Origin of the sequence: Kitasatospora sp. NPDC101447, assembly GCF_044767225.1 — a bacterium.
Taxonomy (GTDB): domain Bacteria; phylum Actinomycetota; class Actinomycetes; order Streptomycetales; family Streptomycetaceae; genus Kitasatospora.
Genome location: NZ_JBIWNL010000014.1, coordinates 126359 through 152625, shown reverse-complemented (window position 1 = coordinate 152625; position 26267 = coordinate 126359). Strand labels below are relative to the sequence as shown.

28 protein-coding genes are annotated in these 26267 nt (G+C 72.8%); 18 read left to right on the top strand and 10 right to left on the bottom strand.

What is annotated here, in order from left to right; translation table 11 throughout:
* Nucleotides 1–238: 238 nt before the first annotated feature.
* From ppdK to ACIRST_RS21595, 5 genes are all read right to left on the bottom strand, one after another.
* Nucleotides 239–2947, bottom strand: coding sequence for a pyruvate, phosphate dikinase (ppdK, locus tag ACIRST_RS21615; protein WP_350523939.1), 2709 nt, complete (start codon nucleotides 2945–2947; stop codon nucleotides 239–241).
* A gap of 564 nt (nucleotides 2948–3511) precedes the next feature.
* Entirely contained in the window at nucleotides 3512–4681 is a 1170-nt protein-coding gene (dusB, locus tag ACIRST_RS21610) for a tRNA dihydrouridine synthase DusB (protein ID WP_402803627.1), read from the bottom strand.
* 103 nt (nucleotides 4682–4784) lie between these two features.
* Nucleotides 4785–5561, bottom strand: a complete 777-nt coding sequence (locus tag ACIRST_RS21605; protein WP_350523937.1) for a DUF4097 family beta strand repeat-containing protein — start codon at nucleotides 5559–5561, stop codon at nucleotides 4785–4787.
* Nucleotides 5558–6202, bottom strand: coding sequence for a response regulator transcription factor (locus ACIRST_RS21600; protein ID WP_350523936.1), 645 nt, complete (start codon nucleotides 6200–6202; stop codon nucleotides 5558–5560). Before ACIRST_RS21600 ends, ACIRST_RS21605 begins: the two co-directional genes overlap by 4 nt.
* The gene (locus ACIRST_RS21595) at nucleotides 6190–7404 is read right to left on the bottom strand and encodes a histidine kinase (RefSeq protein WP_350523935.1); all 1215 of its coding nucleotides are present in this window, start codon (nucleotides 7402–7404) and stop codon (nucleotides 6190–6192) included. The genes ACIRST_RS21600 and ACIRST_RS21595 overlap by 13 nt, the downstream gene beginning before the upstream one ends.
* Before the next feature lie 134 nt (nucleotides 7405–7538).
* Between ACIRST_RS21595 and ACIRST_RS21590 the strand changes: the two genes are divergently transcribed.
* Both ACIRST_RS21590 and ACIRST_RS21585 read left to right on the top strand, forming a co-directional pair.
* Nucleotides 7539–8069 (top strand): hypothetical protein, encoded by a 531-nt coding sequence (locus ACIRST_RS21590; RefSeq protein ID WP_402803623.1) that lies wholly within the window; start codon nucleotides 7539–7541, stop codon nucleotides 8067–8069.
* On the top strand, nucleotides 8066–8461 hold the full coding sequence (locus ACIRST_RS21585) for a hypothetical protein (protein ID WP_402803621.1): 396 nt from the start codon (nucleotides 8066–8068) through the stop codon (nucleotides 8459–8461). The genes ACIRST_RS21590 and ACIRST_RS21585 overlap by 4 nt, the downstream gene beginning before the upstream one ends.
* Before the next feature lie 38 nt (nucleotides 8462–8499).
* Here the strand turns inward: ACIRST_RS21585 and ACIRST_RS21580 are convergent, their stop codons facing one another.
* Nucleotides 8500–9426 (bottom strand): helix-turn-helix transcriptional regulator, encoded by a 927-nt coding sequence (locus tag ACIRST_RS21580; RefSeq protein ID WP_402803618.1) that lies wholly within the window; start codon nucleotides 9424–9426, stop codon nucleotides 8500–8502.
* 102 nt (nucleotides 9427–9528) lie between these two features.
* Between ACIRST_RS21580 and ACIRST_RS21575 the strand changes: the two genes are divergently transcribed.
* From ACIRST_RS21575 to ACIRST_RS21565, 3 genes are all read left to right on the top strand, one after another.
* Entirely contained in the window at nucleotides 9529–11034 is a 1506-nt protein-coding gene (locus ACIRST_RS21575; protein ID WP_402803616.1) for an MFS transporter, read from the top strand.
* A 169-nt stretch (nucleotides 11035–11203) separates the two neighbouring features.
* Nucleotides 11204–11497, top strand: coding sequence for a type II toxin-antitoxin system Phd/YefM family antitoxin (locus ACIRST_RS21570; RefSeq protein ID WP_396549551.1), 294 nt, complete (start codon nucleotides 11204–11206; stop codon nucleotides 11495–11497).
* Nucleotides 11494–11916, top strand: a complete 423-nt coding sequence (locus ACIRST_RS21565; protein WP_402803614.1) for a type II toxin-antitoxin system VapC family toxin — start codon at nucleotides 11494–11496, stop codon at nucleotides 11914–11916. The genes ACIRST_RS21570 and ACIRST_RS21565 overlap by 4 nt, the downstream gene beginning before the upstream one ends.
* 42 nt (nucleotides 11917–11958) lie before the next feature.
* Here the strand turns inward: ACIRST_RS21565 and ACIRST_RS21560 are convergent, their stop codons facing one another.
* Entirely contained in the window at nucleotides 11959–12555 is a 597-nt protein-coding gene (locus tag ACIRST_RS21560; protein ID WP_402803611.1) for an alpha/beta hydrolase, read from the bottom strand.
* 149 nt (nucleotides 12556–12704) lie between these two features.
* Between ACIRST_RS21560 and ACIRST_RS21555 the strand changes: the two genes are divergently transcribed.
* The 3 genes from ACIRST_RS21555 (at nucleotide 12705) to ACIRST_RS21545 (ending at nucleotide 14025) form a co-directional block, all read left to right on the top strand.
* Nucleotides 12705–13187 (top strand): MarR family transcriptional regulator, encoded by a 483-nt coding sequence (locus tag ACIRST_RS21555; protein WP_350523929.1) that lies wholly within the window; start codon nucleotides 12705–12707, stop codon nucleotides 13185–13187.
* Entirely contained in the window at nucleotides 13184–13684 is a 501-nt protein-coding gene (locus ACIRST_RS21550) for a MarR family transcriptional regulator (protein WP_402803609.1), read from the top strand. The genes ACIRST_RS21555 and ACIRST_RS21550 overlap by 4 nt, the downstream gene beginning before the upstream one ends.
* 107 nt (nucleotides 13685–13791) lie before the next feature.
* A complete protein-coding gene (locus tag ACIRST_RS21545; protein ID WP_402803607.1) occupies nucleotides 13792–14025 on the top strand; it encodes a hypothetical protein in 234 nt (77 codons plus the stop codon).
* Nucleotides 14026–14064: 39 nt separating this feature from the next.
* Here ACIRST_RS21545 and ACIRST_RS21540 read toward each other — a convergent pair whose 3' ends face one another.
* Together ACIRST_RS21540 and ACIRST_RS21535 are read right to left on the bottom strand one after the other, a co-directional pair.
* On the bottom strand, nucleotides 14065–15192 hold the full coding sequence (locus tag ACIRST_RS21540; protein WP_402803694.1) for a serine hydrolase domain-containing protein: 1128 nt from the start codon (nucleotides 15190–15192) through the stop codon (nucleotides 14065–14067).
* A gap of 151 nt (nucleotides 15193–15343) precedes the next feature.
* Nucleotides 15344–15790 carry an Lrp/AsnC family transcriptional regulator gene (locus ACIRST_RS21535; protein WP_350523926.1) on the bottom strand — a complete coding sequence of 149 codons (447 nt, stop codon included), beginning with the start codon at nucleotides 15788–15790 and terminating at the stop codon, nucleotides 15344–15346.
* Between the two features lie 93 nt (nucleotides 15791–15883).
* Between ACIRST_RS21535 and ACIRST_RS21530 the strand changes: the two genes are divergently transcribed.
* From ACIRST_RS21530 to ACIRST_RS21505, 6 genes are all read left to right on the top strand, one after another.
* Nucleotides 15884–16693, top strand: coding sequence for an LLM class flavin-dependent oxidoreductase (locus ACIRST_RS21530; protein ID WP_402803605.1), 810 nt, complete (start codon nucleotides 15884–15886; stop codon nucleotides 16691–16693).
* The gene (locus ACIRST_RS21525; protein ID WP_402803603.1) at nucleotides 16690–17124 is read left to right on the top strand and encodes a nucleoside deaminase; all 435 of its coding nucleotides are present in this window, start codon (nucleotides 16690–16692) and stop codon (nucleotides 17122–17124) included. Before ACIRST_RS21530 ends, ACIRST_RS21525 begins: the two co-directional genes overlap by 4 nt.
* Nucleotides 17125–17175: 51 nt before the next feature.
* The gene (locus ACIRST_RS21520) at nucleotides 17176–18282 is read left to right on the top strand and encodes a threonine aldolase family protein (RefSeq protein WP_402803601.1); all 1107 of its coding nucleotides are present in this window, start codon (nucleotides 17176–17178) and stop codon (nucleotides 18280–18282) included.
* A 110-nt stretch (nucleotides 18283–18392) separates the two neighbouring features.
* Nucleotides 18393–18971, top strand: coding sequence for an NADAR family protein (locus ACIRST_RS21515; protein ID WP_402803600.1), 579 nt, complete (start codon nucleotides 18393–18395; stop codon nucleotides 18969–18971).
* Nucleotides 18968–20089 (top strand): hypothetical protein, encoded by a 1122-nt coding sequence (locus ACIRST_RS21510; RefSeq protein WP_402803598.1) that lies wholly within the window; start codon nucleotides 18968–18970, stop codon nucleotides 20087–20089. The genes ACIRST_RS21515 and ACIRST_RS21510 overlap by 4 nt, the downstream gene beginning before the upstream one ends.
* 68 nt (nucleotides 20090–20157) lie before the next feature.
* A complete protein-coding gene (locus ACIRST_RS21505) occupies nucleotides 20158–21342 on the top strand; it encodes a hypothetical protein (protein WP_402803596.1) in 1185 nt (394 codons plus the stop codon).
* 166 nt (nucleotides 21343–21508) lie between these two features.
* On the opposite strand, the gene ACIRST_RS21500 is transcribed toward ACIRST_RS21505, so the two are convergent.
* On the bottom strand, nucleotides 21509–22891 hold the full coding sequence (locus tag ACIRST_RS21500) for a glycine--tRNA ligase (protein WP_030233601.1): 1383 nt from the start codon (nucleotides 22889–22891) through the stop codon (nucleotides 21509–21511).
* 191 nt (nucleotides 22892–23082) lie between these two features.
* Between ACIRST_RS21500 and ACIRST_RS21495 the strand changes: the two genes are divergently transcribed.
* Genes ACIRST_RS21495 through ACIRST_RS21480 form a run of 4 tightly spaced genes read left to right on the top strand, consistent with a single transcriptional unit; the run spans nucleotide 23083 to nucleotide 26259 of the window.
* Nucleotides 23083–24105 (top strand): metal ABC transporter substrate-binding protein, encoded by a 1023-nt coding sequence (locus tag ACIRST_RS21495; protein WP_402803594.1) that lies wholly within the window; start codon nucleotides 23083–23085, stop codon nucleotides 24103–24105.
* A 14-nt stretch (nucleotides 24106–24119) separates the two neighbouring features.
* A complete protein-coding gene (locus tag ACIRST_RS21490; RefSeq protein ID WP_350523919.1) occupies nucleotides 24120–24884 on the top strand; it encodes a metal ABC transporter ATP-binding protein in 765 nt (254 codons plus the stop codon).
* A complete protein-coding gene (locus ACIRST_RS21485; protein WP_350523918.1) occupies nucleotides 24881–25813 on the top strand; it encodes a metal ABC transporter permease in 933 nt (310 codons plus the stop codon). The genes ACIRST_RS21490 and ACIRST_RS21485 overlap by 4 nt, the downstream gene beginning before the upstream one ends.
* A 35-nt stretch (nucleotides 25814–25848) precedes the next feature.
* Nucleotides 25849–26259 carry a Fur family transcriptional regulator gene (locus ACIRST_RS21480; RefSeq protein ID WP_350523917.1) on the top strand — a complete coding sequence of 137 codons (411 nt, stop codon included), beginning with the start codon at nucleotides 25849–25851 and terminating at the stop codon, nucleotides 26257–26259.
* Nucleotides 26260–26267: the final 8 nt, after the last annotated feature.

Below are 26267 nucleotides of genomic sequence, written 5' to 3'. Positions count from 1 at the left end.
CGCCCCCCCCGCCGCCCGGCCCCGGCCGGCGCCGCCGGCCCCCCCCGCCCCCCCCCCCCCCCCCCCCCCGCCCCCCGCCCCCCCGCCGCCGCCCCCCCCCCCCCCCCCCCCCCCCCCCCCCCCCCCGGCCGTGTCACGTACGCCGGTTCTCCTGCGCCGAGCTCCGGTGTACGCCCTCCCGGTGGGAGGGGGAGCGGTCAGTCGTGCCCGCGCGTGAGGAGGGGATGCCTTCCCTCCCTCAGCGCGAGTCGCTGCCCGCCGACTCGATGGCGGCGCGGCCTGCCTCCAGGCGCGCCACCGGGATCCGGAAGGGGGAGCAGGAGACGTAGTCCAGCCCCACCTCGTGGAAGAAGTGGACCGAGTCCGGGTCGCCGCCGTGCTCGCCGCAGACGCCGAGCTTGAGGTCGGGGCGGGTGGCCCGGCCGGCCTCGACGGCGTGCTTGACCAGCGAGCCGACGCCGTCGCGGTCGATGGTCTCGAACGGGGAGACCCCGAAGATGCCCTTCTCCAGGTAGGCGGTGAAGAACGAGGCCTCCACGTCGTCCCGGGAGAAGCCCCAGACCGTCTGGGTCAGGTCGTTGGTGCCGAAGGAGAAGAACTCGGCGGCCTCGGCGATCTGTCCGGCGGTCACCGCGGCGCGCGGCAGCTCGATCATGGTGCCGAGCTTGATGTCCAGCTGGACGCCGGTGGACTGGGAGACCTCGGCGAGCACGCGCTCGCACTCGTCGCGGACCAGCTCCAGCTCCTGGACGGTGCCGACCAGCGGGATCATCACCTCGGGGCGCGGGTCCCCGCCGGCCAGCTTGCGCTCGGCGGCGGCCTCGGCGATGGCCCGGACCTGCATGCCGAACAGGCCGGGGATGACCAGGCCGAGGCGGACGCCGCGCAGGCCGAGCATCGGGTTCTGCTCGTGCAGCTTGTGCACCGCCTGGAGCAGGCGCAGGTCGTTCTCGTTCGGGTCCTTGCGGGCCTCGGCGAGGGCGACGCGCACCGAGAGCTCGGTGATGTCGGGCAGGAACTCGTGCAGCGGCGGGTCGAGCAGGCGGACGGTGACCGGCAGGCCGTCCATCGCCTGGAAGAGCTCCAGGAAGTCGCCCTTCTGCATCGGCAGCAGGGTGGAGAGCGCGAGCTCGCGGTCCTTGTCGTTGTCCGCGAGGATCAGGTGCTCGACCTCCTTGCGGCGCTCCTCACCGAGGAACATGTGCTCGGTGCGGCACAGGCCGATGCCCTGGGCGCCGTAGCGTCGGGCGCGCCCGCCGTCCTCGGCGTTGTCGGCGTTGGCGCGCACGGCGAGCCGGCGGCGGCCGTCGGCGTGCGACATCAGGCGGTGCACGGCCTGGACCAGCCCGCCCTGGACGTCGGCGCCGGCGTGCAGGGTGCCCTCGAAGTACTCGACCACGGGGGACGGCAGGACCGGTACCTCGCCGAGGTAGACCTTGCCGGAGGCGCCGTCGATGGAGACGACGTCACCCTCGTGGATCACCAGGCCGTCGGCGGTGGTGAACTTGCGGGCCTTGGTGTCGACCTCCAGCTCCTCGGCGCCGCAGACACAGGTCTTGCCCATGCCGCGGGCGACGACGGCGGCGTGCGAGGTCTTGCCGCCGCGCGAGGTGAGGATGCCCTCGGCGGCGATCATGCCGTCCAGGTCGTCCGGGTTGGTCTCGCGGCGGACCAGGATGACCTTCTCGCCGGAGCGGGACCACTTGACGGCGGTGTAGGAGTCGAAGACGACCTTGCCGATCGCGGCGCCCGGCGAGGCGGCGAGGCCCCAGGCGATCTGCTTGGACTCACCGGTCGGGGCGAAGCGCGGGAACATCAGCTGGGCCAGCTGGCCGCCGGTGACCCGCATCAGGGCCTCGTCCAGGTCGATCAGGCCCTGGTCGACCAGCTGGACGGCGATCCGGAAGGCGGCGGCGGCGGTGCGCTTGCCGACGCGGGTCTGCAGCATCCAGAGCTTGCCGCGCTCGATGGTGAACTCGATGTCGCAGAGGTCGCGGTAGTGGTTTTCGAGCTTCTGCATGATCGCCATCAGCTCGTCGTACGACTTCTTGTCGAGCTTCTCCAGCTCGGCCAGCGGCAGGGTGTTGCGGATGCCGGCGACGACGTCCTCGCCCTGGGCGTTGGACAGGTAGTCGCCGTAGACGCCCTGGGTGCCGGTGGAGGGGTCGCGGGTGAAGGCGACGCCGGTGCCGGAGTCCTCGCCGAGGTTGCCGAAGACCATGGTGCAGACGTTGACCGCGGTGCCGAGGTCGTTCGGGATGCGCTCCTGGCGGCGGTACAGCCGGGCGCGGTCGCCGTTCCAGGAGTGGAACACCGCGTGGATGGCGAGGTCCATCTGCTCGCGCGGGTCCTGCGGGAAGGCCCGGCCGGTCTCGCGCTGGACGATGCCCTTGAACACCTCGACCAGTTCCCGGAGGTCGGAAGCGTCCAGGTCCAGGTCGTTGACGGTGCCCTTGGCGTGCTTGGCCGCGTCCAGGGCCTCCTCGAACAGCTCGCCGTCGACGCCCAGCACGGTCTTGCCGAACATCTGGACCAGGCGGCGGTAGGAGTCCCAGGCGAAGCGCTCGTTGCCGGACTGGGCGACGAGGCCGGTCACCGAGGCGTCGGAGAGGCCGATGTTCAGGACGGTGTCCATCATGCCGGGCATGGAGAACTTCGCGCCCGAGCGCACCGAGACCAGGAGGGGGTTGTCGGCCTGGCCGAGCTTCTTGCCCATCTCGGCTTCGAGGGCGTCCAGGTGGGCGCTGATCTCCTCGTGCAGGGAGGTGGGCTCGCTGCCGGTCTCCAGGAAGACCTTGCAGGCCTCGGTGGTGATGGTGAATCCCGGGGGGACGGGGAGGCCCAGGTTGGTCATCTCGGCCAGGTTCGCGCCCTTGCCGCCAAGAAGATCCTTGAGGTCCTTGTTTCCTTCGGTGAAGGAGTAAACAAACTTCTGCTGGGACGGCACGGGTCGGTCTCCTCGTACGCGGTTGCCCTGACGCCGGAGAACATACCCATTTCGAAGGCACTTCTCTGCCCTGAATAGGCCACCCGAGGCCGGTACCGAGGGGTAACCCGCTAGATCGAATGCACATAAAGGCGTTCACCTCTGTTGGTGAAATCGTCCGCCTGACGCTAGCCAGCGTTCAACTCTTGAACACAACGAAACCCGAAGATCACACGATCCGGACGCTGGGTAGCGGCCGTGGGTCCGTCGCGTTGCCCCGGCTTGATTTCCTGCACCCGGATCGCCCGATCTCCGGTCGACCGGCTTCGGGAAGCGATTCACGGCCGACCTGTCCATTTCGTCCACTGACCCGGCATCAGCCCCTGCGGCGTGTGGCAAGCGTCACCAGCGTGTCTCACCGGTCGAACGTAGAACGCCTCCGTCGATCGTCGCACAGCGTCCAGAAACGTGCCCGTTCCGTGACATCGGGACGCCGAAAAGGAGCCCTCCTGTCCAGAATGGACAAGAGGGCTGGGACCTAGTGGCAATCAGGCCGGAGGGGCCGAATTCGCCAGTCCGTACAGATCATCCGCCGGACGTGTCCGATTCGGCGTCCACGCCCGGCCGGGCGCAGTCGTACGGATCGTCCAACCACCCCTCCGGCAGGACCACCCGGTTGTTGCCGCTGGTGCGCCCGCGCGGGCCGTCCGCACCCGTCGGCCAGCCCTGGGACTGCTCCACCTCGGACAGCGTTTCGGCCAGTTCGGCCAACGAGGACGAGTTGGCCAGCCGCACCCGCAGCTCGGAGCCGACCGAGAAGCCCTTCGTGTACCAGGCGACGTGCTTGCGGAAGTCGATCACGCCCCGCGCCTCGTCCCCGATCCACTCGCCGAGCAGCTGCGCGTGGCGCACCATCGCCCGCGCCACGTAGCCGAAGTCGGGGCGGGCGTAGTCGACGTCGCCCTCGAAGATCGACACCAGGTCCTTGAACAGCCACGGACGGCCCAGGCAGCCGCGGCCCACCACGACGCCGTCGCAGCCGGTCTCGCGCATCATCCGCAGCGCGTCGTCCGCCGACCAGATGTCCCCGTTGCCCAGCACCGGAACGTGCGCCGGGACCGACTCGCGCAGCCGGGCGATCGCCGACCAGTCGGCCGTCCCGCCGTAGTGCTGGGCGGCGGTGCGCCCGTGCAGGGCGATCGCGGACACGCCCTCCTCGGCGCCGATCCGGCCGGCGTCCAGATAGGTGAGGTGGTCGTCGTCGATGCCCTTGCGCATCTTCATGGTCACCGGCAGGTCGCCCGCGTTGGCTACGGCCTCGCGCAGGATCTCGCGCAGCAGGTTGCGCTTGTACGGCAGCGCGGAGCCGCCGCCCTTGCGGGTCACCTTGGGGACGGGGCAGCCGAAGTTGAGGTCGATGTGGTCGGCCAGGCCCTCGTCCGCGATCATCCGGGCGGCCTTGCCGACCGTCACCGGGTCCACCCCGTACAGCTGGATCGAGCGCGGCTTCTCGCTCGCGTCGAACTTGATCAGCTGCATGGTCTTGGCGTTGCGCTCGACCAGCGCCCGGGTGGTGATCATCTCCGAGACGTACAGGCCCTTGCCGCCGCTCTGCTCGCGGCACAGGGTGCGGAACGGCGCGTTGGTGATGCCGGCCATCGGCGCCAGCACGACGGGCGGCCACACCCGGATCGGGCCGATGTCGAGCGGCGCGAACTCGGCGTCGGGCGCGGTGGGTGCGGGCGTGGCTGTCATGCGCGGCTGACCTCGGGTAGGGGGACGGGACTCTTCATTGTCCCCCACCCGGGTGAGCGGCCCCGCGCCGCGACCGCGACGGCCGGCCCGCCGCGGCGTCCCGCTACGACGGGTTGATGCTGATCGACCCGGAGGTGACCGTCGCATGGATGCGGTTCGGGCTGTCGGAGTCCGCCAGCTCCGGGGCGATCCGGCCGTTGCCGGAGCCGACGTCGCTGGAGAAGGCGTAGCGGCTGCCCCTCGGCAGGGTCATCGTCAGCGAGCCCGAGGTGGCCGTGGTCGTCACCTGCTCCGGGGCCCGGTCGAACTTCAGCTCCGTCGAGCCCGAGGTGGTCCGGACGTCCACCCGCCGCGCCTGCAGGTTCCTGCCCTGGATCAGCCCGGAGGTGGCGCGTGCGGTCACGTCCCCGGAGGTGTCGACCAGCAGCAGCTCGCCGGAGGTGAGGCTCACGTCCACGTTCCCGCTCAGGCCCTCCACCTGGACCGAGCCGGAGCTCACCGACCCGGACACCTCGGTCGACGCCGGCACGTCCACCTCGATCTCGGCGCTGCAGCCGAGGTCCGCGACCGGCAGCACCTGCCGGCAGCGCACCCCGACGGTGACGAGGTCGTCCGTGAAGACGGTCGACACCACCGGCTTGCGCAGCATCCACTCCAGCCGCTGGTGCACCACCACGTGGTCCACCCGGCCGGCCCGCACCTTCACCGAGGCGTTGCCGGTCTCCAGCTTCAGGCGGTGCACCGGCCGGTCGTACGACCGTGAGCCGGTCGACCGCTGCTGCGCCACCACCGACCAGGTCTGCAGGCCGGCACCGATCACGACCAGGACCGTCGCGAGCGTCCCGGTGACCCGCCAGGCCTTCGCCGTGCCCGCCGTCACCCGACCTCCAGGAATCGCAGCACGGCCATCACCCGGCGGTGGCTGTCCTCCGCCGGCGGCAGGTCGAGCTTGGTGAGGATCGAGTTGATGTGCTTGGCCACCGCACTGTCGCTGACCACCAGCGAGGCGGCGATCGCGGCGTTGGACCGGCCCTCCGCCATCAGGGCGAGCACGTCCCGCTCGCGCGGGGTGAGCTTCTCCAGCGGGTCCCGGTGACGGCGCACCAGCAGCTGGGCGACCACCTCCGGGTCCAGCGCGGTGCCGCCCTCGGCGACCCGCTGCAGCGCCTCCACGAAGTCGTCCACGTTTGCCACCCGCTGCTTGAGCAGGTAGCCGACGCCACTGGTGTTGGTCGACAGCAGATCGGCGGCGTAGCGCTCCTCCACGAACTGGGAGAGCAGCAGGACCGCGGTGTCCGGCCACTGCCGGCGGATCACCATCGCCGCCTTCACGCCCTCGTCGTGGAAGCCCGGGGGCATCCGGACGTCGGCGACCACCACCTTCGGGCGGTGCTCCTCCACCGCGGCCAGCAGTTCGGTGGCGTCCCCGACGGCGGCCGCCACCTCGAAGCCCACCGCCTCCAGGACCTTGACCAGGCCGACCCTCAGCAGGACCGAGTCCTCGGCGATCACAGCGCGCACGGCAACTCCACGGTGATGGTGGTGGGGCCCCCGAGGGGGCTGAGAACGGACAGCGTCCCGTCGACCGAGGCGGCGCGCTTGCGCAGACCGGTGAGCCCGGTGCCGCGCGCGGCGTCCGCGCCGCCCACGCCGTCGTCGCTGATGACCAGGCGCAGCCGGCCCCCGGCCGCCCGCACCGAGAGGTCGACCCGGCCGGCCCGGGCGTGCTTGGCCACGTTGGTCAGCGCCTCGGACACGGTGAAGTAGGCGACCGCCTCGACGGTCGGCGCGATCGGCTCGGACAGGTCGACGTCCAGGCGCACCGGCAGCGGGGCGCGGGCCGCGATGCCGGACAGCGCCGCGTCCAGACCGCGGTCCTCCAGGACCGCCGGGTGCAGGCCGCGGACCAGGTCGCGCAGCTCGTCGATGGCCGCCTGCGCCTCCTCGTGCGCGTCGACGATCACCTGCATGACCTCGGGCGGGACGTCCTTGAGGGTGCGCCGGGCCAGGCCCAGGTTCATCGCCAGGGAGGTGAGGCGCTGCTGCGCGCCGTCGTGCAGGTCCCGCTCGATCCGGCGGCGCTCGGCGTCCACCGCGTCGACCAGCCCGGCCCGGCTCTCGGCGATCTCCTCGACCCGCCGCTCCAACGCCTCCGCCCGGTCGGGACCGAGCAGCCACTTCGCCGCCCACGCCTCCAGCCGGGCGATCGACGCCATCGGCCAGTGCGCCCCGAGCAGCAGCACCACACCGATCAGGGTGAGCCACACGTCCTGGCCCGCCAGGTCGGAGCGCAGCGCGGTGCCGGGAGGCATCAGCCAGATCCAGCCGTACAGGGTGGCCAGCACCAGGCCGGCGCCCCAGGCGTACAGCACCGCCAGCGCGGCCGCCGCCAGCAGCGGACCGACCAGCAGGTGGTGGAGGGTCTGACGCCAGGTCATCCCCAGCAGCAGCATCCGGCGCCCGGACAGCGGCCGTGGCCGCGGGATCTCCACCCCGTACAGCGCGCGCAGCCGGCCGCGCTGGAGGGCGGTCAGCGGACGGGTGAGGAGCAGGAGGACGGCGAGCAGCGGGAAGAGCAGCTTGGAATCGGTGACGGCCAGCCAGATCGGCAGGGCCTGCGGTATTCCGGCGGCCGTGAAGCGGACGTCCCGTCGGACCTCGGGCGACCACGGTGCGCGCCGGAGGCTCCTGACGAGCGCTCGGCGCAACGTGGTGGAGGGCATGCCGGACAGCGTAGGGCCCGATGATCACCGGTCGCCATGAAGGGGGGTACCCGACAGGGGTGTAGCTGGCTACACCCCCGATTCGGGGTGGAGCACCACCGACAGGAAGACGCCCCGACGGAACACTTGAGGACATGACGAGCACCGCATCGCACTCCGCCACTCCGCCGCACGGGCGGCGCCTCCCCGGGCGCCACGGCGTTCCCGGGGGCGTGCTCCTCCCGGCGTCGGAGCCGGAGGGGACGCTGTCGGCATGGAGCGGGCCCTGGTCGGTCCGCAGCACCGGGTCCGGCCGCGGCCGGGTCGCCCTGGAGTTCTACCAGCACGGCGAGTTGGCCGACGTCCTGGTCGCCGCCCGGCTCACCCCGCAGCTGCTGCGCGGGGCGCGGCGCAGCCCGTCCGGCGGGCGGGCCTGGCACGCGATCGCCTGGGGCCGGCTGGCCGCCGACGGCACGGCGCCCTCGGTCGTCTTCGCCGGGCGGCGGGCGTTCCGGTCGGTCAGCTCCGCCGTCGCGGCCCAGGTGGTCACGGTCGCCGGGCGGTTCTGGCTCGCCTGGGCCGAGGGGCCGTTCGACGCCGTGCTGGTCGAGCACCCGACGGGCGGGCCGGCCGAGCGGCTGCCGCTGGAGCGGGTCCCGGCGCGCCGGATCGGGGGTGCGGCATGAGCACCGCCGTCCTCTCCGGCCGGGCCGCCTGCTCGCTCCCCTCCTTCGTCCTGCCCGAGCGCTTCGCCCGGGTGCCCGCCATGGCGGCGGTCGCGCTGCTGCCCTGGCTGGCGATCCTCGCCGTCTGCCACGAGACCCCGTGGGTCGTACTCGACCTGGTGGAGTTCTCCGCCCTGCTCACGCTGGACGCGTTGCTGCGCCGGCACAACCCCGCCGCGCTGTGGGCGGCCGCCACGGTGGCGCTGCTGCTCGCCGCGGACGCGATGGCCGACATCGCCTGCGCCGGGCCGGGGCACGCGGTGCTCGCGGCGCTGGCCATGGCGGGCGGCATCGAACTGCCGCTCGCGGTGGTGTGCCTGCTGCTCGGGCGCCAGGCGGCCGCCCGCGGCTGAGGCCCGGCGGGCCTGCGGGCCTGCGGCCGTCCGGGTCGTCAGAGCGCGGTGGGCAGTCGGTCCATCAGCGCGCGGGTCCCGTCGTCCAGCGGGGTGTAGGTGATCATCCGGCTGCCGTGCCGGGGACCGAGCCAGAAGTTGGTGTACTCGCAGCTCAACAGACCGACGCCGGGCACCTGGAAGCGCTTGACGCCGTTGCTCGGCCGCATCACGTCGTGCCGCTGCCAGAGCTCCGCGAAGTCGGGCGAGGCCTTGAGCACCCGCGCCAGCAGCGCCTTCCACGCCGGCTCCGAACTGTGGTCGGCCATCGCCGAACGGAACCGGGCCACCATGCCGAGGCGTTCGGTGCGGTAGTCGACCAGCACATCGCGGAACCGCGAGGGCGTGAACGCCATCCACAGAATGTTCCGGTCCTCGGGCGGCAGGGCGGAGAGGTCGCCGACGATCCCGGTGTACTGCGCGTTGTACGCCAGCACGTCATAACGGGAGTTGACCACCAGGGCCGGGTACGGCGCCATCTGCTCCAGCACCAGCCGCACGCTCGGCGTCACCGAGGGGCACTCCTGCACCGGCGCCGGGTCGTCCGCACCGGCCAGGGTGAACAGGTGCGCGCGCTCGCTCGGGTCCAGCAGCAGCGCCCGGGCCACCGCGTCCAACACCTGGGTGGACACCTGGATGTCCCGCCCCTGCTCCAGCCACGTGTACCAGGTCACCCCGACCGCGGCGAGCTGCGCGACCTCCTCGCGCCGCAGCCCCGGCGTACGGCGGCGCCCGGTCATCGGCAGGCCCACCTGCTCGGGCGCGATCCGCTCGCGGCGGCTGCGCAGGAAGGCGGCCAGTTCGTGCCGGCGCGCGTCGCCGGGCGCGGCCGAGGCAGCGGGCGCGGCGGGCGCGGCGGAACCGACCGGGGTGGCAAGGGCGTTCGCGGCGGCCGGGGCTTGCGCGGTGCGGGTCGTCAGGCTCATGCTCCCCAGCATGCGCCACCCGTCAGCCTGTTGCCAGGTACTTCTCATACCCGGATAACCACACTCTGGTACCAGGGTATCGAGCGGCGGATCGTATGACCCGTGACCCAACAACTCGCCGTCGCCCCCGCCCCGCACCGCACCGCCACCACCCCCGGCACCGCGACCCCCGGCACCGCCGCTCCCGCCCCCGGTACTCCCACCCTCGCTACGCCCATCCTCGGTACGCCCACACTCGGCACCGCCGGACTGGTCACCGTCCTGCTCGGGGCCTTCCTGCCGATGCTCGACTTCTTCATCGTCAACGTCGCCCTGCCCACCATCGACAAGGACCTGAACGCCGGGCCCGCCGTCCTCGAACTCGTCGCCGCCGGCTACGGCATCGCGTTCGCCGTCCTGCTCGTCCTCGGCGGGCGACTCGGCGACATCTTCGGCCGCCGCCGACTCTTCGTCGCCGGTGCCACCGCCTTCGCCCTCACCTCCCTGGCCTGCGGCCTCGCCCCCGACGCGTGGTCCCTGGTCACCGCCCGGGCCGCCCAGGGCGCCTCGGCCGCACTGCTGATCCCCCAGGTGCTCGGCACCATCACCGCCGCCACCGACGGCGCCCGGCGCGGCCGCGCCCTCAGCGTGTACGGCGCGGTCGGCGGGATCTCGGTGGTCATCGGGCAGGTGCTCGGCGGAATGCTGGTCGCCGCCGACCTCTTCGGCACCGGCTGGCGCTCGGTGTTCCTGCTCAACGTGCCGTTCGCACTGCTCGCCGTGGTCCTCGCGGTCCGCTACGTCCCGGAGAGCAAGGCCACCCGGGCCGCCCGGGTCGACGTGCCCGGCACCGTCCTGCTCACCGCCACCCTGCTCTCCCTCCTCGTCCCGCTGATGGAGGGCCGGGCCGCCGGCTGGCCGCTCTGGTCCCTGGTGCTGCTCGGGCTGTTCCCCGTCCTGGCCGTCGCCTTCGCCCTGGTCGAGCGCCGCGCCGAGCAGCGCGGCGACACCCCGCTGGTGCCGCCGACCCTGCTGCGCATCCCGGAGATGCGGCGCGGCCTCGGCATCGCGCTCCCCTACTTCGCGGGCTTCGGCGGCTTCATGTTCGTCATCGCGGTCGCCCTCCAGCAGGGCCTGAAGCTCGGCCCGGTCGCAGCGGGCTGGGCGCTCGTCCCGATGGCCGTCGGCTACTTCAGCGCCTCGCTCGCCGGCCCGCGCCTGATCGGCCGCTGGGGCAGCCGGGTGCTCAGCGCCGGCGCCGTCATCCAGGCCCTCGGCCTCGCCACCCTCGCCGTGACCGTCCTCGCCGACTGGGCGCACTTCTCCCCGCTGCGGATGGCACCCGGCGTCGCCCTCGCCGGCATCGGTCAGGGCCTGATCGGCACCCCGCTGTTCCGGGTCGTCCTCTCGAAGGTGCCCGCCGCCCGGGCCGGCGTCGGCAGCGGCGTCCTCGCCACCAGCCAGCAGTCCAGCCTCGCCCTCGGCGTCGCCACCCTCGGCACCCTGTACCTGTCGCTATCCCCCAGCCTCGGCATGGGCCGCACGCTCGCCCTGTGCCTGGGCATCCAGCTCCTCGGCTCCTTCACCATCCTCTACCTGACCACCCGGCTCCCCCGCTCCATCGGCTGACCCGCCGGGCCTCCGGGCCCCGGGCGGCGGCGGACGGCCCCGCGATCGCACATCGATCGCGGGGCCGTCGGCGTTCCGGCTCCGCCGGTCCGGTCGTCCGGCACTCGTTCGCGTGAAATCGACGCACATTCCTCGTGATCGCCGCACGATCAGCCCTACCGTGAGTCGTATGACAGCCAGAGTCCCGATCCGGCAGCTTCAGCAGCACGCCAGCGAGTTGATCGACCGCGTCGTGGCGGGCGAACGTGTCGAAATCACCCGCAACGGCCGGCTGATCGCCGTCCTCGCACCGCCGGACCCGGAACAGCGGGTGCTGGAGGATCTTGTTCGCGACGGCACCATCGACCCGGAGAACGCCGCCACCGCGCGCGGCCTCGCCGACTGGACGATCCCCGAGATCGGCGCCCGGCTCGGCTCGGCCGCCGACGCCCTGCACGCCATGCGGGAGGAGGAGGACCGTTGATCTACCTCGACTCCTGCGCGATCCTCAAGCTCCTGGTCCCCGAGGACGAATCCGCCGCGCTGCGCACGTTTCTGTCCTCACGCGGATCCGAGGGCCATGCCACCAGCGCACTGGCGCAGGTGGAGGTGCCGCGCGCGCTGATCCGGATCGGCGCACCGCCTGAGCTGCTGGACGCTTCGGCGGATCTGCTCGACCGGCTGCTCCGCATCCGGCTCTCCGATCCCGTCCTTCGGGCCGCGTCCCGGTTCGCCGCCCCGCACCTCCGCACGCTCGACGCCGTTCACCTCGCCACCGCCGAGCACCTGGAGCACGCGCTCACCGCCTTCGTCACGTACGACAAGCGCTTGGCCGAGGCCGCCGAGGGGCGGGACCTGCCGGTGGTCACCCCCGGTCGGCCCGTCGGGCACCCCGGGGGGTAGGCGGGTGCCCGCCGACACCCCGAACGGGCGACGAGGTCGGGGCTACCGGCCCGTTCCCAGGGCGGCGACGAAGCGGTCCAGGCGGGCGGTGACGTGCCGCAGGATGTCGATCGAGCCCACTGCGTCGTCCGGCAGTTCGAGGCCGTGGCCCGCGCCGGGCACCTCCAGGACCTCGTGTCCGCTCGATTCGGCGATCCGGCGGTCCCACACCCGGTCGGCGCCGCCGCCGACCAGGAGGGTCGGGGCCTCGGTGCGGTGGAGGGCCCGGGCGACCGGCTCGAAGGTCAGGACGGGGGTCAGCCAGGCCGCCGCCAGGCCGCGGTCGGCCGCGAGGCCGCAGGCGAAGGAGGCCAGGGACTTGCCGACGAGCAGGCGGCAGGCGCCGCCCTCGGCGTCGACGGCCCGGGCGACCTCCCGCTCCACCCAGGCGATCCGCTCCTGCGGCCCGAACTCGCCGAATTCGTCCGGGACTTCCCACCACACTTCCTGGACCGTCCAGCCCTGCTGCTGGAGCACCGAACCGGCGAAGTGGAGCAGCGGCCTGGCCGGCGTGTACCCGACGCCCGGGAGGACGAGGGCGACGCGGTCGGGGGCGCCCTCGAAACGGGTGGGTATGGCGAGCGGGGAGGGAGTCGGCATAGGCGAAGGCTACGCGCCGACTCGATGATGCGGTGTCAATCACGAACCGATGCCGAGGACTTCGCCCGCCTCCCGATAGGGCGGGCAGGCTCCACTGGGCGCACCCAAAATAGTAGCCATGGACATAGTAGCCATGTACTGTATCTGTCGTGAGTTCACCAACCGAGGGCGCGACAGCGGGTTTCCTGGTCTGGCGCCTGTCGACGAAGTGGCGGGTGGCCGTCGACCGGGCGGTCGCACCGCTGGGCCTGACCCACGCCCAGTACGCGGTGATGGCGTCGCTGTACGGCATGTCGCGCTCCGGGCTGCGCCCCAGCCAACGCCGGCTCGCCGACCACACGGGACTGGAGGCGCTGTACGTCTCCAAGCTCGCCCGCGCCCTGGAGGCCAACGGGCTCGTCGCCCGCACCCGGGACCCGGACGACCCGCGCGCCGTACAGCTGTCGCTCACCGAGCAGGGACGCGAGGTCACCCGTCGCGCGATCACGGTGGTCCAGGGCCTCCTGGACCGGCTGCTGGAGCCGCTCGGCGGCCAGGACAGCCCGCGCGCCCGGCAGTTCACGAGCGAACTGGCCGCCCTGCTCGACGCACCTCTTGATCCGCCCACCGAGAACGACGAGGAGCAACCATGACCACCGCCACCACCGCACAGGCCGCCCCCACCGCAGTCGACGGCCGGGTCATCGCCCTGGCGCACTACGCCGCGCGCGCCCTCCTGGAGGGCGTGCTGGACCGGCACGGCGCCACCTTCCACCACAGCGTGACGCTCCGGGTCGTCGCCGTCGCGGGCGGCTCCATCGCCCGGGACGCGCTGGTCCGCGACGTCACCGGCTCACTGAAGGCCGACGAGTCGGTCGTGGAGGGCGTGGTCGAGGAGCTGACGGCGGCACACCTGCTGGAGTCGGAGGATGCGGAGGTGGCGGAGGACGAGGCGGCAGCGGGCACGTCCCGGCTCCGACTCACCGACGCCGGCCGCGCGCTGTACGAGCGCACCACCACCGAGACCGCCGGGATCACCGCCCGTCTCTACGCCGACATCCCGGCCGAGGACCTCGCCGTCGCGGGCCGCGTGCTGGCCCTGGTCACGCAGCGCGCGAACGCGGAACTGGCCGCGGCCCGGGACGCCTGAGCCCCGCCCCACCCCTCCCCTGGCTGGGCCGGATCCCCGGCACCGGTGATCCGATCGACTCTCCCGAACACGTTGGAATCCTTCGTATGCAGGGGGAGGATGGCCTCATGATCTTCGTCCTGGTGTTCCTGCTCGCGCTCGTCGCCGCCATCGTCGGCATCACCCTGCACCTGGTGCTCCGGGAGCGGGCGAGGCGGCTCCACGCGGACAGCGCGGAGGGGATGCTGATCGAACAGCAGCGGACGGTCCAGGCCGCGCGGATGCGGATGGCGTACACGAGTGCGTCCCTCCACCACGGCACCGGCCTGGTGACCGACGAGGTCTACCGCCACCACTCCTGAGGCGCCACCGGGGCCGCGCCCGGGGCCGGACCGGCCGGCTCAGCGGCACAGGGCCGTGTCCACGACGCCCTCCAGCCGCCGGGTCACCTCGTAGTCGGCCGGAACCGTCGTCACCGCGATCGTGACGGCGCGGCCGTCCTCGGTGACGCCGCCCCGGGTCTCGTACCCGGGGATGTCGCCGCCGTGGCCCCAGTAGACCCCGCCGCAGGACAGCGGCCGGCGGAAGATCCCCAGGCCGGAGGCCATGCCGGTGGTCCCGACCGGGACGGTGGTGCGCATCTGGGCGAGCTGGGCCGGCGGGAGGAGGTGTCCGGCGAGCAGCTCGGAGAAGAACCGGTTGAGGTCGGAGTCGGTGGAGATCATCTGCCCGGCCGCCCAGCCCGCCGAGGGGTCCAGCTCCGTGAAGTCCTGCAGCGGGCCCGCGGTGTCCTTGCGGTAGCCCTTGGGGTGGGGCTCCCGGATCGTCCGGTCGCCCACGGCGGGGAAGTAGGTGTGCCGCAGTCCGAGCGGCCGGACGACGCGCCGGTCGATCTCCTCGGCGAGCGGCCGACCGGTGACCCGCTGAACGACCAGGCCGGCCAGCACGTAACCGGTGCTGCTGTAGCCGAACCTCTCCCCGGGGGCGAACTGCTGCTTCTGCCGGAGGGCGATGTCCAGGAGATCGCGCGGCTCGAAGTACCGGTCCCGGAGGGAGGCTTCGTCGATCAGCCCCTCGTAGTCCGGCAACCCGCTGGTGTGCTGCAGGAGTTGGCGTACGGTGATGCGCCGCCCGTCGATGCCGTCACCACGGACCAGACCGGGGAGGTAGGTGTCGACCGGGGCGTCGAGGTCGACCTTCCCCTCCCCTACCAGCTGCAGCACCACCACGGCGGTGAAGGTCTTGGTGTTGCTGCCGATCCGCACCTGCCCGTCGACCGGGACCCGCGCCCCGGTGGCCAGGTCCGCCACCCCTGCCGTGTAGTGGCGGACACCGCCGTCCCGGCCCCGCACGGTCGCGAGGGCGGCGGGCACGCCGTCCGTGCGCACCAGCGCGTCCAGCCCCTGCTGCACGAGGTTCCGTCGCACGAGGTCCGGCCGCGCGGGGTCCGGCCGGCCGGTGCCGGAGGCGGCGGGTGCCGCCAGGACACCGAGGGCGACCGCGGTCGCGGCCGAGAGGGACAGTGCCATGTGGCGGATCCGCTGGCGCACGGCTCAACTCCTTTGGAATCGCGGGATCGTGGAATCGCGGCCGGGAGGGGGCGAGCACCTCCCCGGCCACGACCGCCAGTCTGGCCCTACGGTTCGCGGACGACCTCCCCCGATCGAGGGACGGCAGGCCTCAGGGCCGGGCGGGCCCGCGCAGCGGCAGCGTCCGGCTGTAGACGACGCTCGTGGTCGTACTGCCGAAGCCGGCCAACTCGTCGACCAGGGTCTCCAGGTGCTCCATGGAGGTGGCCGCGACCTTCAGGGTGTAGCAGTCGTCGCCGGTGGTGCGCAGGCACTCCAGGATCTCGCGCCGCTCCGCGAGCAGGCGGCGCAGCGGCTCGTGCCGGTTGCCCGGGTACTTCAGCCGGACGACGGCGAGGACGGGGTAGCCGACCTTCGCGAGGTCCACCGTCGCGTGGTAGCCGCTGATGACGCCCTGCGACTCCAGGTTCCGGACGCGTTCGGTGGTGGCGGACGCGCTGAGGCTCACCCGCCGCCCCAGCTCGCTGAGGGAGATGCGGGCCTCGCGCTGCAGCTGCTCGATGATCGCCCAGTCGGTGTCGTCCAGATTCACGGCCATACGGCGAATCTACCGGGAGAACCACGGGAAACCACCCCGCATGGCGGAAGGATCGGGTTCCGTACGCCATGATCACGGGGATAGCCTCGAAGCATGCAACTTGGCGTCAACGTACCGAACTTCGGCCCGGGAACGGATCCCGGCGTGCTGCGCGCATGGGCCCGGACCGTGGAGGCGCTCGGCTTCGACCTCCTCATGGTGTCGGACCACGTGGCGGTGACCCCGGACGTGGCCGAGCGGTACCCGGAACCGTTCCACGAGCCGTTCACCACGCTGTCCTGGCTCGCCGGGATCACCACCGGCCTGCGACTGGGCACGACCGTGCTCGTCCTGCCCTACCGCAACCCCCTGCTGGTGGCCCGGATGGCCGGCACCCTCGACCGGCTCAGCGGCGGCCGGTTCGTCCTCGGCGTGGGGGTCGGCTGGGCCCGGCAGGAGTTCGACGCGCTCGGCGTGCCGTTCGGCGCGCGCGGCCAGCTGACCGACGAGTACCTGGGCACGCTGCGGGAGGCCTGGAAGGAGCAGGGCCTGTCCGTGCCGGTCTGGGTCGGCGGCCACAGCGGGGCGGCGCTGCGCCGCGCGGTCCGGTTCGGCGACGCCTGGCACCCGCTGCGGCTGCCGCTCGCCCGGATGCGGTCGGTGCTGGCCGAGCGCCCGATGCCCGGCTTCGCGCCCCGCATCGCCCTGCGGTTGACCGACGCCCCCGTCGACGACCCCGAGAGGCCGGCCGGCGTCGGCACCGTCGAGCAAGTCCTCGACGACCTGCGGCAGTTGCGCGACCTCGGCGCGCAGAGCGTCGTGTTCGACCCCTATCACGGCGATCCGGAGGAAACGCGCCGGCCGCAGTCGGCGTGGCAGGCTCTCAGCACCGTCGCCACCCACTGGAAGGCAGCCCGTTCGTGATCACCGAAGCCGACGAGACCCTCCTGCGTCGCGCCGTCGCCGTCGCCGCCCGGGCGATCGACCTGGGCGACGCCCCGTACGGCTCCCTGCTGGCCGGACCGGACGGCGGGATCCTCGCCGAGGCCCACAACACCGTACGGCGCGACGACGACATCACGGCGCACCCGGAGCTCAAGCTCGCCCGCTGGGCGGCCCGCGAACTCGCCCCGGACACGGCCGCGCGCACCACGATGTACACCAGCTGCCAGCCGTGCGGGATGTGCCGCGGCGCCATCGTCCGGTCGGGCATCGGCCGGGTCGTGTACGCGCTGTCGACCGACCAACTCGTCGCGCTCAACCCGCAGTCGGGCGCCTGGCCGACGGTGCCCGAGGACGGCCCGGCGCTGCACGAGGAGGCCCGCGCCCCGATCGAGGCGTACTACCGGCCGTAGCGCCGGGAAATGCAGTTGGTCCGACCGCGTCACCGGTCCGACAATCACCGGATGACCGATGACCAGAGCGAGTTCCACCGGCGGCGCGCGGCCCGCACGTCCTGCAAGCGGTTCCTCTCCGGCGACCGCCTCCCCACCATCCGCGAGCGCCTCACCCGACTCGCCGCCCTGGACGGCCTGGACGTCTGCCCCGACTTCTACGGCACCGACGGCCCGGTGCGGCAGCTGGAGGAACGGACGGCGGCCCTGCTCGGCAAGGAGGACGCGGTCTTCTTCCCCACCGGCACCATGGCGCAGCAGGTCGCCCTGCGCCACCACGCGGAGCGCACCGGGAACCCGGCCGTCGCCCTCCACCCGCTCAGCCACATCGAGCGCCATGAGCGGCACGCCCACACCCAGCTCACCGGCCTGCGCGGCCTCTGGCCGACCACCGAGCAGCGCCAGCCCACCCCGGCCGAACTCAGGGCGCTCGGCGAGCCGTTCGGCACCCTGACCGTCGAACTCCCGCTGCGCGACCCGGGCTACCTCCTCCCCACCTGGGAGGAGCTCACCGCGCTCGTCGCCGCGGCCCGCGAGCTCGGCGCCCGGGTGCACTTCGACGGCGCGCGCCTGTGGAACACCACGGTCCACTTCGGCCGGCCGCTCGACGAGATCGCCGCCCTCGCCGACAGCGTCTACGTCTCCTACTACAAGGACCTCGGCGGCATGAGCGGGGCCGCCCTCGCCGGGGACGCCGCCCTCACCGCCTACGCCCGCACCTGGCTGCACCGCTACGGCGGCCGGCTCTTCCAGCAGTGGCCGGCCGCCCTCGCCGCACTCGACGGCCTGGACACCGTCCTGCCCCACCTCGCCGACCACACCCGCCACGCCGCGACTCTCGCCCCGGCCCTGGCCGCACTCCCGGGTGCCCGCCTCCACCCGGCGGTCCCGCCGACCCACGAGTTCCAGCTCTGGCTCCCCCACCCGGCGAAGGCCCTCAACGCCGCCCACCTGACGCTCGCCGAGCAGGAGGGCACCTGGTTCGTCTCCCACTGGGAGGACGCCGCCCCCGGCCTCGCCATGGCCGAGGTCAGCCTCACCGGGCCGGCCCGTGCCTGGACGGCGGCCGAGGTCACCGAAGTCGGCCTGCGTTTCCTGGAACTCGCGGCGAACGGCTGACGACTGACGGCCGACGGCCGACGACTGACGGCCGAAAGCACCTGTCGGCGGCCGCCCGGAGGGATCCAAACGGTTCGCGACCACCACCCCCTTTGTGTCAGACTGACGATATGAGCGAGATGCACGTGGGGGACCCCGCCGCCGTCCGCAGCCGCGAGCAGCTGGCGGCGCTGATGGCCGACGGGGTGCACCCGAAGTGGGTGATGTTCTGGGGCCACACGGCCCGCAAGGGCGGCGGCACCCGGCAGGAGTGCCTGAGCCAGTGGTGGCCCGGGGAGTTCACCGTCGACGGGGTGACGTACGCGTCCGCCGAGCACTGGATGATGGCCGGCAAGGCCCGGATGTTCGGGGACGAGGCCATCGAGCAGCAGGTGCTGGCCGCCCGCACGCCGGCCGAGGCGAAGAAGCTGGGGCGGCTGGTCGAGCGCTTCGACGACCGGACCTGGGCCGACGGGCGGTTCGAGCTGGTCGTCGCGGGCAACGTGGCGAAGTTCGGGCAGGACGAGGCACTGCGCGAGTACCTGCTGGGCACCGGCAGCCGGGTGCTGGTCGAGGCCAGCCCGGTGGACCGGATCTGGGGCATCGGGCTCGCGGCCGACGACATCCGGGCCCAGCAGCCCGCCGAGTGGCGCGGGCTGAACCTGCTGGGCTTCGCGCTGATGGAGGCGCGGGCGCGGCTGGCCGCATGAGCACGGTCGCTCCGCTGCTGGACGGGACGGTGGTGGCTTCGGCCGCCACCGCCCTGGTCGTGGCGCCGCGGGTGCTGCGCGCCGGGGCACGGCCGCCGGGCCGCGGGCGCACGATCGGGCCGGAGGCACCGCTGGCGGCCGTCGTCGCGCTGATCCTCCTCAACCAGGTCCTGGTCGCCGTCTACGTGAACCGCGTGCACGGCGGGGACCCGTCCTTCATCGCCCGCTACCTGCCCCCGGGCTGGTTCGACGTCCCCCGGCTCGACGCCCTCGCCGCCCACGTCCCGGCGCCGGAACTGCTGGCCCCGTCCGTGCTGCGGGTCCAGGCCTTCCTCGAACTGCCGCTCGTGCTCCTGGCGTTCGTGTCGGTCGTCCGGCGGCTGGACGGCGCACTGTACGTCCGGCTGGCCCGGTCGCCGCTGCTCCCGCTCGCCGCCGTCTCGTACACCGCGGCGTTCTGCGCCGTCGAGTGGGACCTGCGGAACCCGTACACCGTGGACGACCTCGTCCTGCGGGTGCTCTCGGCCGCCGTCACCCCGCCGCTGATCGCCTGGACGGCCGGGCGCGAACCCGCCTCGGACACTGCCGCTCCGGCCCGCGGCAACCCGTTCCTCTTCGCACTCGACCTGTGGGCGTACGGCCAGTTGATGCTGGTGCTGTACGACACCGCGCTGCTCTACAACCTCGCCCGGCTCGGCGACCACCTCCTCCCCGCCGCGGCCGCCACGGCGGTCCTCGTCGCCACCCGCCTCGCCGCGCGTTCCGCGGCCCCGCGGACCGGCCCGCACACCGCCGCCCTCACCGCGACCATCGGCCGGGCGCTCGCCCTCCTCCTCGTCCCCGCCCTCGCGATCCGCTACGCGGAGTCCTTCGGCACGCCCCGACTCGCCGTGCTCGCCGGCGTCCTGGTGATCGGGGCGGCCCTTCGACGCGACGCCCCGCGCCTGCTGCTGCCCGCCGTCGCCGGTGCGGCGGTCGGCTACCTCACCGCGGTCCTCGTCCCGGGCCCCTACTACGAGGCGACCCTCCTCCGGAGCGCGACCGGCGCACTTCTTGCCGCGACCGCCCTCTGCGCGCTCCTTGACACCACTCGGGCACGACTGGTCGTGCGCTCTTAACTCCCTCGCCACATACCGACGCCAGGATGTCCTGCAGTCAGGGTCTGGATGGACAGGTTGGGGCGATCATGCGCATGCGGCCGACGGCACAATCCGCAGGCCAGCAGCTGGAGGGCGAGCAACAGGCCGCCGAACTCCGCGCAGAGCTGGACGAGTTACTCCGCGCGAGCCGCTACGCGAGTCAGCGCGAACGGCGGCTGAACGAGGCGATCCGGGCGACCCCGGGCCGCCAACGGCCGGAGGGCGAGCTGTTGCGGCAGCTCGCCCAGGCCCGCACCCTCCGTGAGGGGCTGGGGATCCGGTGTCGCCAACTCAGCGACCAGTTGGAGGCGTTGGAGATGCGCCTCAGACACGTACAGCAGGAACCACGGCAGCAGGACCCGGAACAGCAGGACCTGGGACAGCAGGAGCCACGGCACCAGGAACCACTGCGACCGGGCCCGCGGCGGCCGGAACCACGACAGCAGCACCGGCGAGCGGAGCCCGCACCCCCGCCGACGCCCGCCCGTCCCGACATCGGCGCCCTCACCGAGCGGATCACCACCCTCCACCGCTCCGGCGCCCGCACCGAGGCCACCGAGCTGATCGACCAGGCGGCCGCCCGCCTCGCCCCCGCCGACACCGCGCTCCTGGTCGGCATGCTCGCCCGGTACGGCCCGACGGGCGCCTCCCTCCGACTCGCCCGCGGCACGGCGCGGTCCGCCCCCGAACACGCCGTCGCCGTCCTGGCCGAACTGCGCGAACTGGGCCTGGCCGAGGAGGCCGCCGAGCTGTTCCACGCCTTCTGGTCCTACCCCGCCGCCTCCGTCCCCGGGCTCCTCTCCGCACTGGAGCGGGCCGGGCAGAACGCGGACGGCGCGACGCTCCTGTGGGAGTGGGGATCGGCACCGACCGCCGAGCTGACCTCCCTCGCCGCCTGCCTCCAGCAGCACGACCGCCCCGGCGACGTCCGGACCCTGCTGCGCCAGGCCGCCGGCCGCCCCACCGCGGACCTCGCCGCGCTCTCCACCGAGCTGCCGCCCGCCCTCGCCACGGCCCTGCTGCGCGAACTCGCGGCGCTCCGCCCGCCCGTGGAGATCGTCCGCCTGGCGGCCGCGTTGGACAGCACCGGCAGCCGGGAGCTGTACGGACAGCTGCTGGCCGCCCTGCTCGCCGACGAGGCCCGGCACCGCACCACCCTCGCCGCCCTCCGCGCGGCCGGCCTGCCGACCACCCCGCCCGCGGCCCCCCGCTCCCGCTGGGGACGGCGGTGACCCCCGTGGGGCGGTGAGCCCCGTACGGCGGTGAGCCCCGTGGGGCGGTGAGCCCCTTCGCCGACGGCGGCGACACGCACCCCGCACAGCAACCCCCGCACACGGCAAGGAGCCCCCGCCCGCCCCGAAAGGGCGGACGGGGGCTCCCCGCACGAAGGACCCGGCTCTAGCAGCCGATCAGGCGCGCACCGAGGTACGCCTTGACCTGGTCCAGCGAGACGCGCTCCTGCGACATGGTGTCGCGGTCGCGGACGGTCACCGCGTTGTCCTCAAGGGTGTCGAAGTCGACCGTGACGCAGAACGGCGTGCCGATCTCGTCCTGGCGGCGGTAGCGCTTGCCGATCGCGCCGGCGTCGTCGAACTCGACGTTCCAGGCGGTGCGCAGGTCGGCGGCCAGGCCGCGGGCCTTCGGGGAGAGGTCGGCGTTGCGCGACAGCGGCAGGACCGCGACCTTGACCGGGGCCAGGCGCGGGTCGAGCCGCATGCCGACGCGCTTCTCCATGACGCCCTTGGCGTTGGGCGCCTCGTCCTCGAAGTAGGCGTCGATCAGGAAGGCCAGCATGGCGCGGTTGAGGCCAGCCGCCGGCTCGATGACGTACGGGAAGTAGCGCTCGCCGGACTCCTGGTCGAAGTACTTCAGGTCCTGGCCGGACGCCTCGCTGTGCACCCGCAGGTCGTAGTCCGTGCGGTTGGCGACGCCCTCAAGCTCGGAGAACTCGCTGCCACCGAAGTTGAAGCGGTACTCGATGTCCACCGTGCGCTTGGCGTAGTGGGAGAGCTTCTCCTTCGGGTGCTCGAAGAAGCGCATGTTCTCGGTGCGCAGGCCGAGGCCGACGTACCAGTCCCAGCGCTGCTGGAGCCAGTACTCGTGCCACTGCTCGTCCTCGCCCGGCTTGACGAAGAACTCCATCTCCATCTGCTCGAACTCGCGGGTCCGGAAGATGAAGTTGCCGGGGGTGATCTCGTTGCGGAAGCTCTTGCCGGTCTGGGCGATGCCGAACGGCGGCTTCTTGCGCGACGTGGTCTGGACGGCCTTGAAGTTGGTGAAGATGCCCTGGGCGGTCTCGGGGCGCAGGAACGCCAGGCCGCTGGCCTCCTCGGTGACACCGAGGTGGGTCTTCAGCATGCCCGAGAAGTCCTTGGGCTCGGTGAACTGGCCCTTGGTGCCGCAGTCGGGGCAGTTGACGTCCTTGAGGCCGTTCGGCGGCGGGAAGCCGTGCTTGGCCTCGTACTTCTCCTCAAGGTGGTCGGCCCGGTGGCGCTTGTGGCAGGAGAGGCACTCGGTCAGCGGGTCGTTGAAGGTGGCGACGTGGCCGGAGGCCTCCCACACCTCGCGGGCGAGGATCACCGAGGAGTCGAGGCCGACGACGTCCTCGCGGGCCTGGACCATCGCGCGCCACCACTGGCGCTTGATGTTCTCCTTGAGCTCCACACCCAGCGGCCCGTAGTCCCAGGCGGCACGCGTGCCGCCGTAGATCTCGCTGCAGGGGTAGACGAAGCCACGGCGCTTGCTCAGGCTGACGATCGTGTCGATCTTGTCGGCGGCCACAGTGCTCTCTTCAGTACGTACGGCACGGTCAGGGCACGGCTGGTTACGCGTACCCGAATACCTCAGGTTACCGGCCATACGGGTACGTGATTCAAATCGGTATCGTCCGGCCGCCCCCACTCCTCGTCATCTGCCGTTCACCCGTCCGAGTGAGTTGACAATCATTTCCATGTGAGATGAGAATGATTGTCATGATGATCGGACTGCTTCGTCGACGGACCCGCCGTTCCATAGCCATCGCCGCCACCGCACTCACCGCCTCCCTCGCCCTCACCGCCTGCGGAGGCAGCAGCAGCGCCGACAGCGGGAACGGCAAGCTGAAGGTCGTCGCCTCCTTCTACCCGATGGAGTTCCTCGCCCGGCAGATCGGCCAGGAGCACGTCGCGGTCACCGATCTCACCGCCGCCGGCGTCGAGCCGCACGACCTGGAACTCACCGCCAAGCAGGTCGGCACCGTCCAGAAGGCCGACGCGATCCTCTACCTCAAGGGCCTGCAGCCCACCGTCGACCAGGCCGTCGCGCAGTCGTCCGGCAAGCACAAGATCGACGCCACCGCCGCGAGCCCGCTGGTCGACCACCACCTCGACGAAGGCGCGGAGGAGCCCGGGAGCGGCCACAAGCACGAGGGCCCGGCCGGCGACCCGCACATCTGGCTCGACCCGACCCGCTACGCGGCGATCGCCCGGAGCGTCGGCGACGAGTTCGCGAAGGCCGACCCGACCCACGCCGAGGACTACCGCAGGAACACCGACGAACTGGTCACCAAGCTCACCGCACTCGACCAGGAGTTCCAGGACGGGCTGAGGTCCACCGGGACCAGGACCTTCGTCACCAGCCACGCCGCCTTCGGCTACCTCGCCGACCACTACGGCCTCACCCAGGTCGCCATCAACGGCGTCGACCCGGAGTCCGAGCCCACCCCGGCCCGCCTCGCCGCCGTGCAGAAGGCCGCCAAGGACAACGGCGTCACCACGATCTTCTTCGAGACCCTGGTCAGCCCCAAGCTCGCCGACACCGTCGCCAAGGACCTCGGCCTCAAGACCGCCGTCCTGGACCCGCTGGAAGGCGTCAAGGACCCCGCCAAGGACGACTACCTCACCGTCATGAAGCAGAACCTGGCCAACCTCCGGACCGCCCTCGGCGCCACGGCCGGCCAGACCGCCCCCGCCGCGACGCCCACCCCCGACGCCACCACCCCTGCCGCCACCAGCTGACGGGACGGAACACCATGACCCACCCGATACCCCAGGCCGTCCGCCTCCGTGACGCCGTCGCCTCGCGCGGCGGCCGGCCGGTGCTGCGCGGCGTCGACCTCACCGTCCGGCCCGGCGAGGTCGTCGCCCTGCTGGGCGCCAACGGCTCCGGCAAGTCGACCACCGTCAAGACCGTGATCGGCTCCGTCCCCCTGGAGCGCGGCACCCTGGAGCTGTTCGGCACCCCGCACGGCTCCTTCCGCGCCTGGCACCGCATCGGGTACGTCCCGCAGCGCACCACCGCCGCCTCCGGCGTCCCGGCCACCGTGCGCGAGGTGGTCTCCACCGGACGGCTGCCGCAGCACCGCCTGCTGCCGTTCCGCCGCAAGGACCGCGAGGCGGTGGACCGCGCACTGGCCGCCGTCGGCATGCTGGAGCGGGCCGGGGACGGCGTGGCCGACCTGTCCGGCGGCCAGCAGCAGCGGGTCCTGATCGCCCGCGCCCTGGTCGGCTCCCCCGACCTGCTGATCATGGACGAGCCGATGGCCGGGGTGGACGCCGCCAGCCAGCAGGTGCTCGCCGACACCCTGCGCGCCGAGGTCGGCCGCGGCGCCGCCGTCCTCCTCGTCCTGCACGAACTCGGGCCGCTGGAGCCGCTGATCGACCGCGCCGTCGTCCTGCGGGACGGCTGCGTCGCACACGACGGCCCGCCCGTGCCCAACACCGGCCTGCACGCACTGCCCGGCCACGACCACGTCCACCCGCACGCCGACCTGACCCCGCCGAGGCTGCTCGCATGACCGAGATGCTGTCCTACGACTTCATGCAGCGCGCCCTGCTCGCCGCCGTCCTGGTCGGGATCACCGCCCCCGCCGTCGGCATCTACCTGGTGCAGCGCCGCCAGGCCCTGATGGGCGACGGCATGGGCCACGTCGCGATGACCGGCGTCGGACTCGGCTTCATCTTCCAGACCAGCCCGGTCTGGATGGCCGTCCTGGTCTGCGTGCTCGGCGCCGTCACCATGGAACTCGTCCGCTCCCGCGGCAACCAGCGCGGCGACATCGCCCTCGCCATGCTCTTCTACGGCGGCATGGCCTGCGGCAAGCTGCTCGTCTCGCTCTCCGCCGAAGCCGGCTCCGGCTCGCTGGAGAGCTACCTGTGGGGCTCGATCCTCACCGTCGCCCCCGCCGACCTGGCCGCCATCGCGGTGCTCGGCGCCGTGGTCATCGCCGTCACCGTCGGCCTGCGCCGCCAGCTGTTCGCGATCTGCCAGGACGAGGACTTCGCCCGGGTCACCGGCCTGCCGGTGCGCACCCTCAACCTGCTGCTCGCCGTGATGGCCGCCGTCACCGTCACCGTCGCCATGCGGGTGGTCGGACTGCTGCTGGTCAGCGCCCTGATGGTGGTCCCGGTGGTCGCCGCCCAGCAGCTCACCCGCTCCTTCGCCGCCACCCAGGCCGCCTCGATCGCACTCGGCGTGGTGGTCTCCCTCGCCGGGGTCACCGGCTCCTACGAGCTCGACGTGCCCTCCGGCCCGGCCATCGTGCTGCTCGCCATCGCGGTCTTCGCGGTGTTCAGCGCGCTCGCCGCGCCGCTCGCCCGGCGCCGCCACCGCGGCGACACCGAGCACGGGCCCAAGATCTGCGACGTCCGACTGCCCGCCCAGACACCGGAACGGACTTCCCCCGACACGACCACTCCGGAGGGGCGGGCGGGGCTGGCACAATGATGTGCGAGACGCCCACGACCCCAGGAGGACCCACGGTGACCACCGCAGGCCCGTCGCCGCGCGCCCGATCGACCCGGCAGCGTGCCGCCGTCTCGGCGGCCCTGGACGAGATCGCGGACTTCCGCAGCGCGCAGGAACTCCACGACCTGCTGAAGCACCGCGGGGACTCCGTCGGTCTGACCACGGTCTACCGCACCCTGCAGTCGCTCGCCGACGCCGGCGAGGTGGACGTGCTGCGCACCGCCGACGGCGAGGCCGTCTACCGCCGGTGCAGCAGCGGACACCACCACCACCTGGTCTGCCGGCACTGCGGCGCCACCGTCGAGGTGGAGGGCCCCGCGGTGGAGCGCTGGGCCAGCTCGGTCGCCGTCGAGCACGGCTTCAGCGACATCGCGCACACGCTGGAGATCTTCGGCACCTGCGCGGAGTGCGCCAAGAAGGCCTGAGCCCCGCC

Excerpts from the sequence above, each read along its gene's own strand:
- ACIRST_RS21515 (WP_402803600.1), top strand. The coding sequence starts at position 18,393 with ATGAGCGAGATGCACGTGGGGGACCCCGCCGCCGTCCGCAGCCGCGAG.
- ACIRST_RS21510 (WP_402803598.1), top strand. The coding sequence starts at position 18,968 with ATGAGCACGGTCGCTCCGCTGCTGGACGGGACGGTGGTGGCTTCGGCC.
- ACIRST_RS21530 (WP_402803605.1), top strand. The coding sequence starts at position 15,884 with ATGCAACTTGGCGTCAACGTACCGAACTTCGGCCCGGGAACGGATCCC.
- ACIRST_RS21590 (WP_402803623.1), top strand. The coding sequence starts at position 7,539 with ATGACGAGCACCGCATCGCACTCCGCCACTCCGCCGCACGGGCGGCGC.
- ACIRST_RS21495 (WP_402803594.1), top strand. The coding sequence starts at position 23,083 with ATGATGATCGGACTGCTTCGTCGACGGACCCGCCGTTCCATAGCCATC.
- ACIRST_RS21505 (WP_402803596.1), top strand. The coding sequence starts at position 20,158 with ATGCGCATGCGGCCGACGGCACAATCCGCAGGCCAGCAGCTGGAGGGC.
- ACIRST_RS21535 (WP_350523926.1), bottom strand. The coding sequence starts at position 15,790 with ATGGCCGTGAATCTGGACGACACCGACTGGGCGATCATCGAGCAGCTG.
- ACIRST_RS21550 (WP_402803609.1), top strand. The coding sequence starts at position 13,184 with ATGACCACCGCCACCACCGCACAGGCCGCCCCCACCGCAGTCGACGGC.
- ACIRST_RS21545 (WP_402803607.1), top strand. The coding sequence starts at position 13,792 with ATGATCTTCGTCCTGGTGTTCCTGCTCGCGCTCGTCGCCGCCATCGTC.
- dusB (WP_402803627.1), bottom strand. The coding sequence starts at position 4,681 with ATGACAGCCACGCCCGCACCCACCGCGCCCGACGCCGAGTTCGCGCCG.
- ACIRST_RS21570 (WP_396549551.1), top strand. The coding sequence starts at position 11,204 with ATGACAGCCAGAGTCCCGATCCGGCAGCTTCAGCAGCACGCCAGCGAG.
- ACIRST_RS21540 (WP_402803694.1), bottom strand. The coding sequence starts at position 15,192 with ATGGCACTGTCCCTCTCGGCCGCGACCGCGGTCGCCCTCGGTGTCCTG.
- ACIRST_RS21560 (WP_402803611.1), bottom strand. The coding sequence starts at position 12,555 with ATGCCGACTCCCTCCCCGCTCGCCATACCCACCCGTTTCGAGGGCGCC.
- ACIRST_RS21520 (WP_402803601.1), top strand. The coding sequence starts at position 17,176 with ATGACCGATGACCAGAGCGAGTTCCACCGGCGGCGCGCGGCCCGCACG.
- ACIRST_RS21595 (WP_350523935.1), bottom strand. The coding sequence starts at position 7,404 with ATGCCCTCCACCACGTTGCGCCGAGCGCTCGTCAGGAGCCTCCGGCGC.
- ACIRST_RS21580 (WP_402803618.1), bottom strand. The coding sequence starts at position 9,426 with ATGAGCCTGACGACCCGCACCGCGCAAGCCCCGGCCGCCGCGAACGCC.
- ACIRST_RS21585 (WP_402803621.1), top strand. The coding sequence starts at position 8,066 with ATGAGCACCGCCGTCCTCTCCGGCCGGGCCGCCTGCTCGCTCCCCTCC.
- ACIRST_RS21490 (WP_350523919.1), top strand. The coding sequence starts at position 24,120 with ATGACCCACCCGATACCCCAGGCCGTCCGCCTCCGTGACGCCGTCGCC.
- ACIRST_RS21485 (WP_350523918.1), top strand. The coding sequence starts at position 24,881 with ATGACCGAGATGCTGTCCTACGACTTCATGCAGCGCGCCCTGCTCGCC.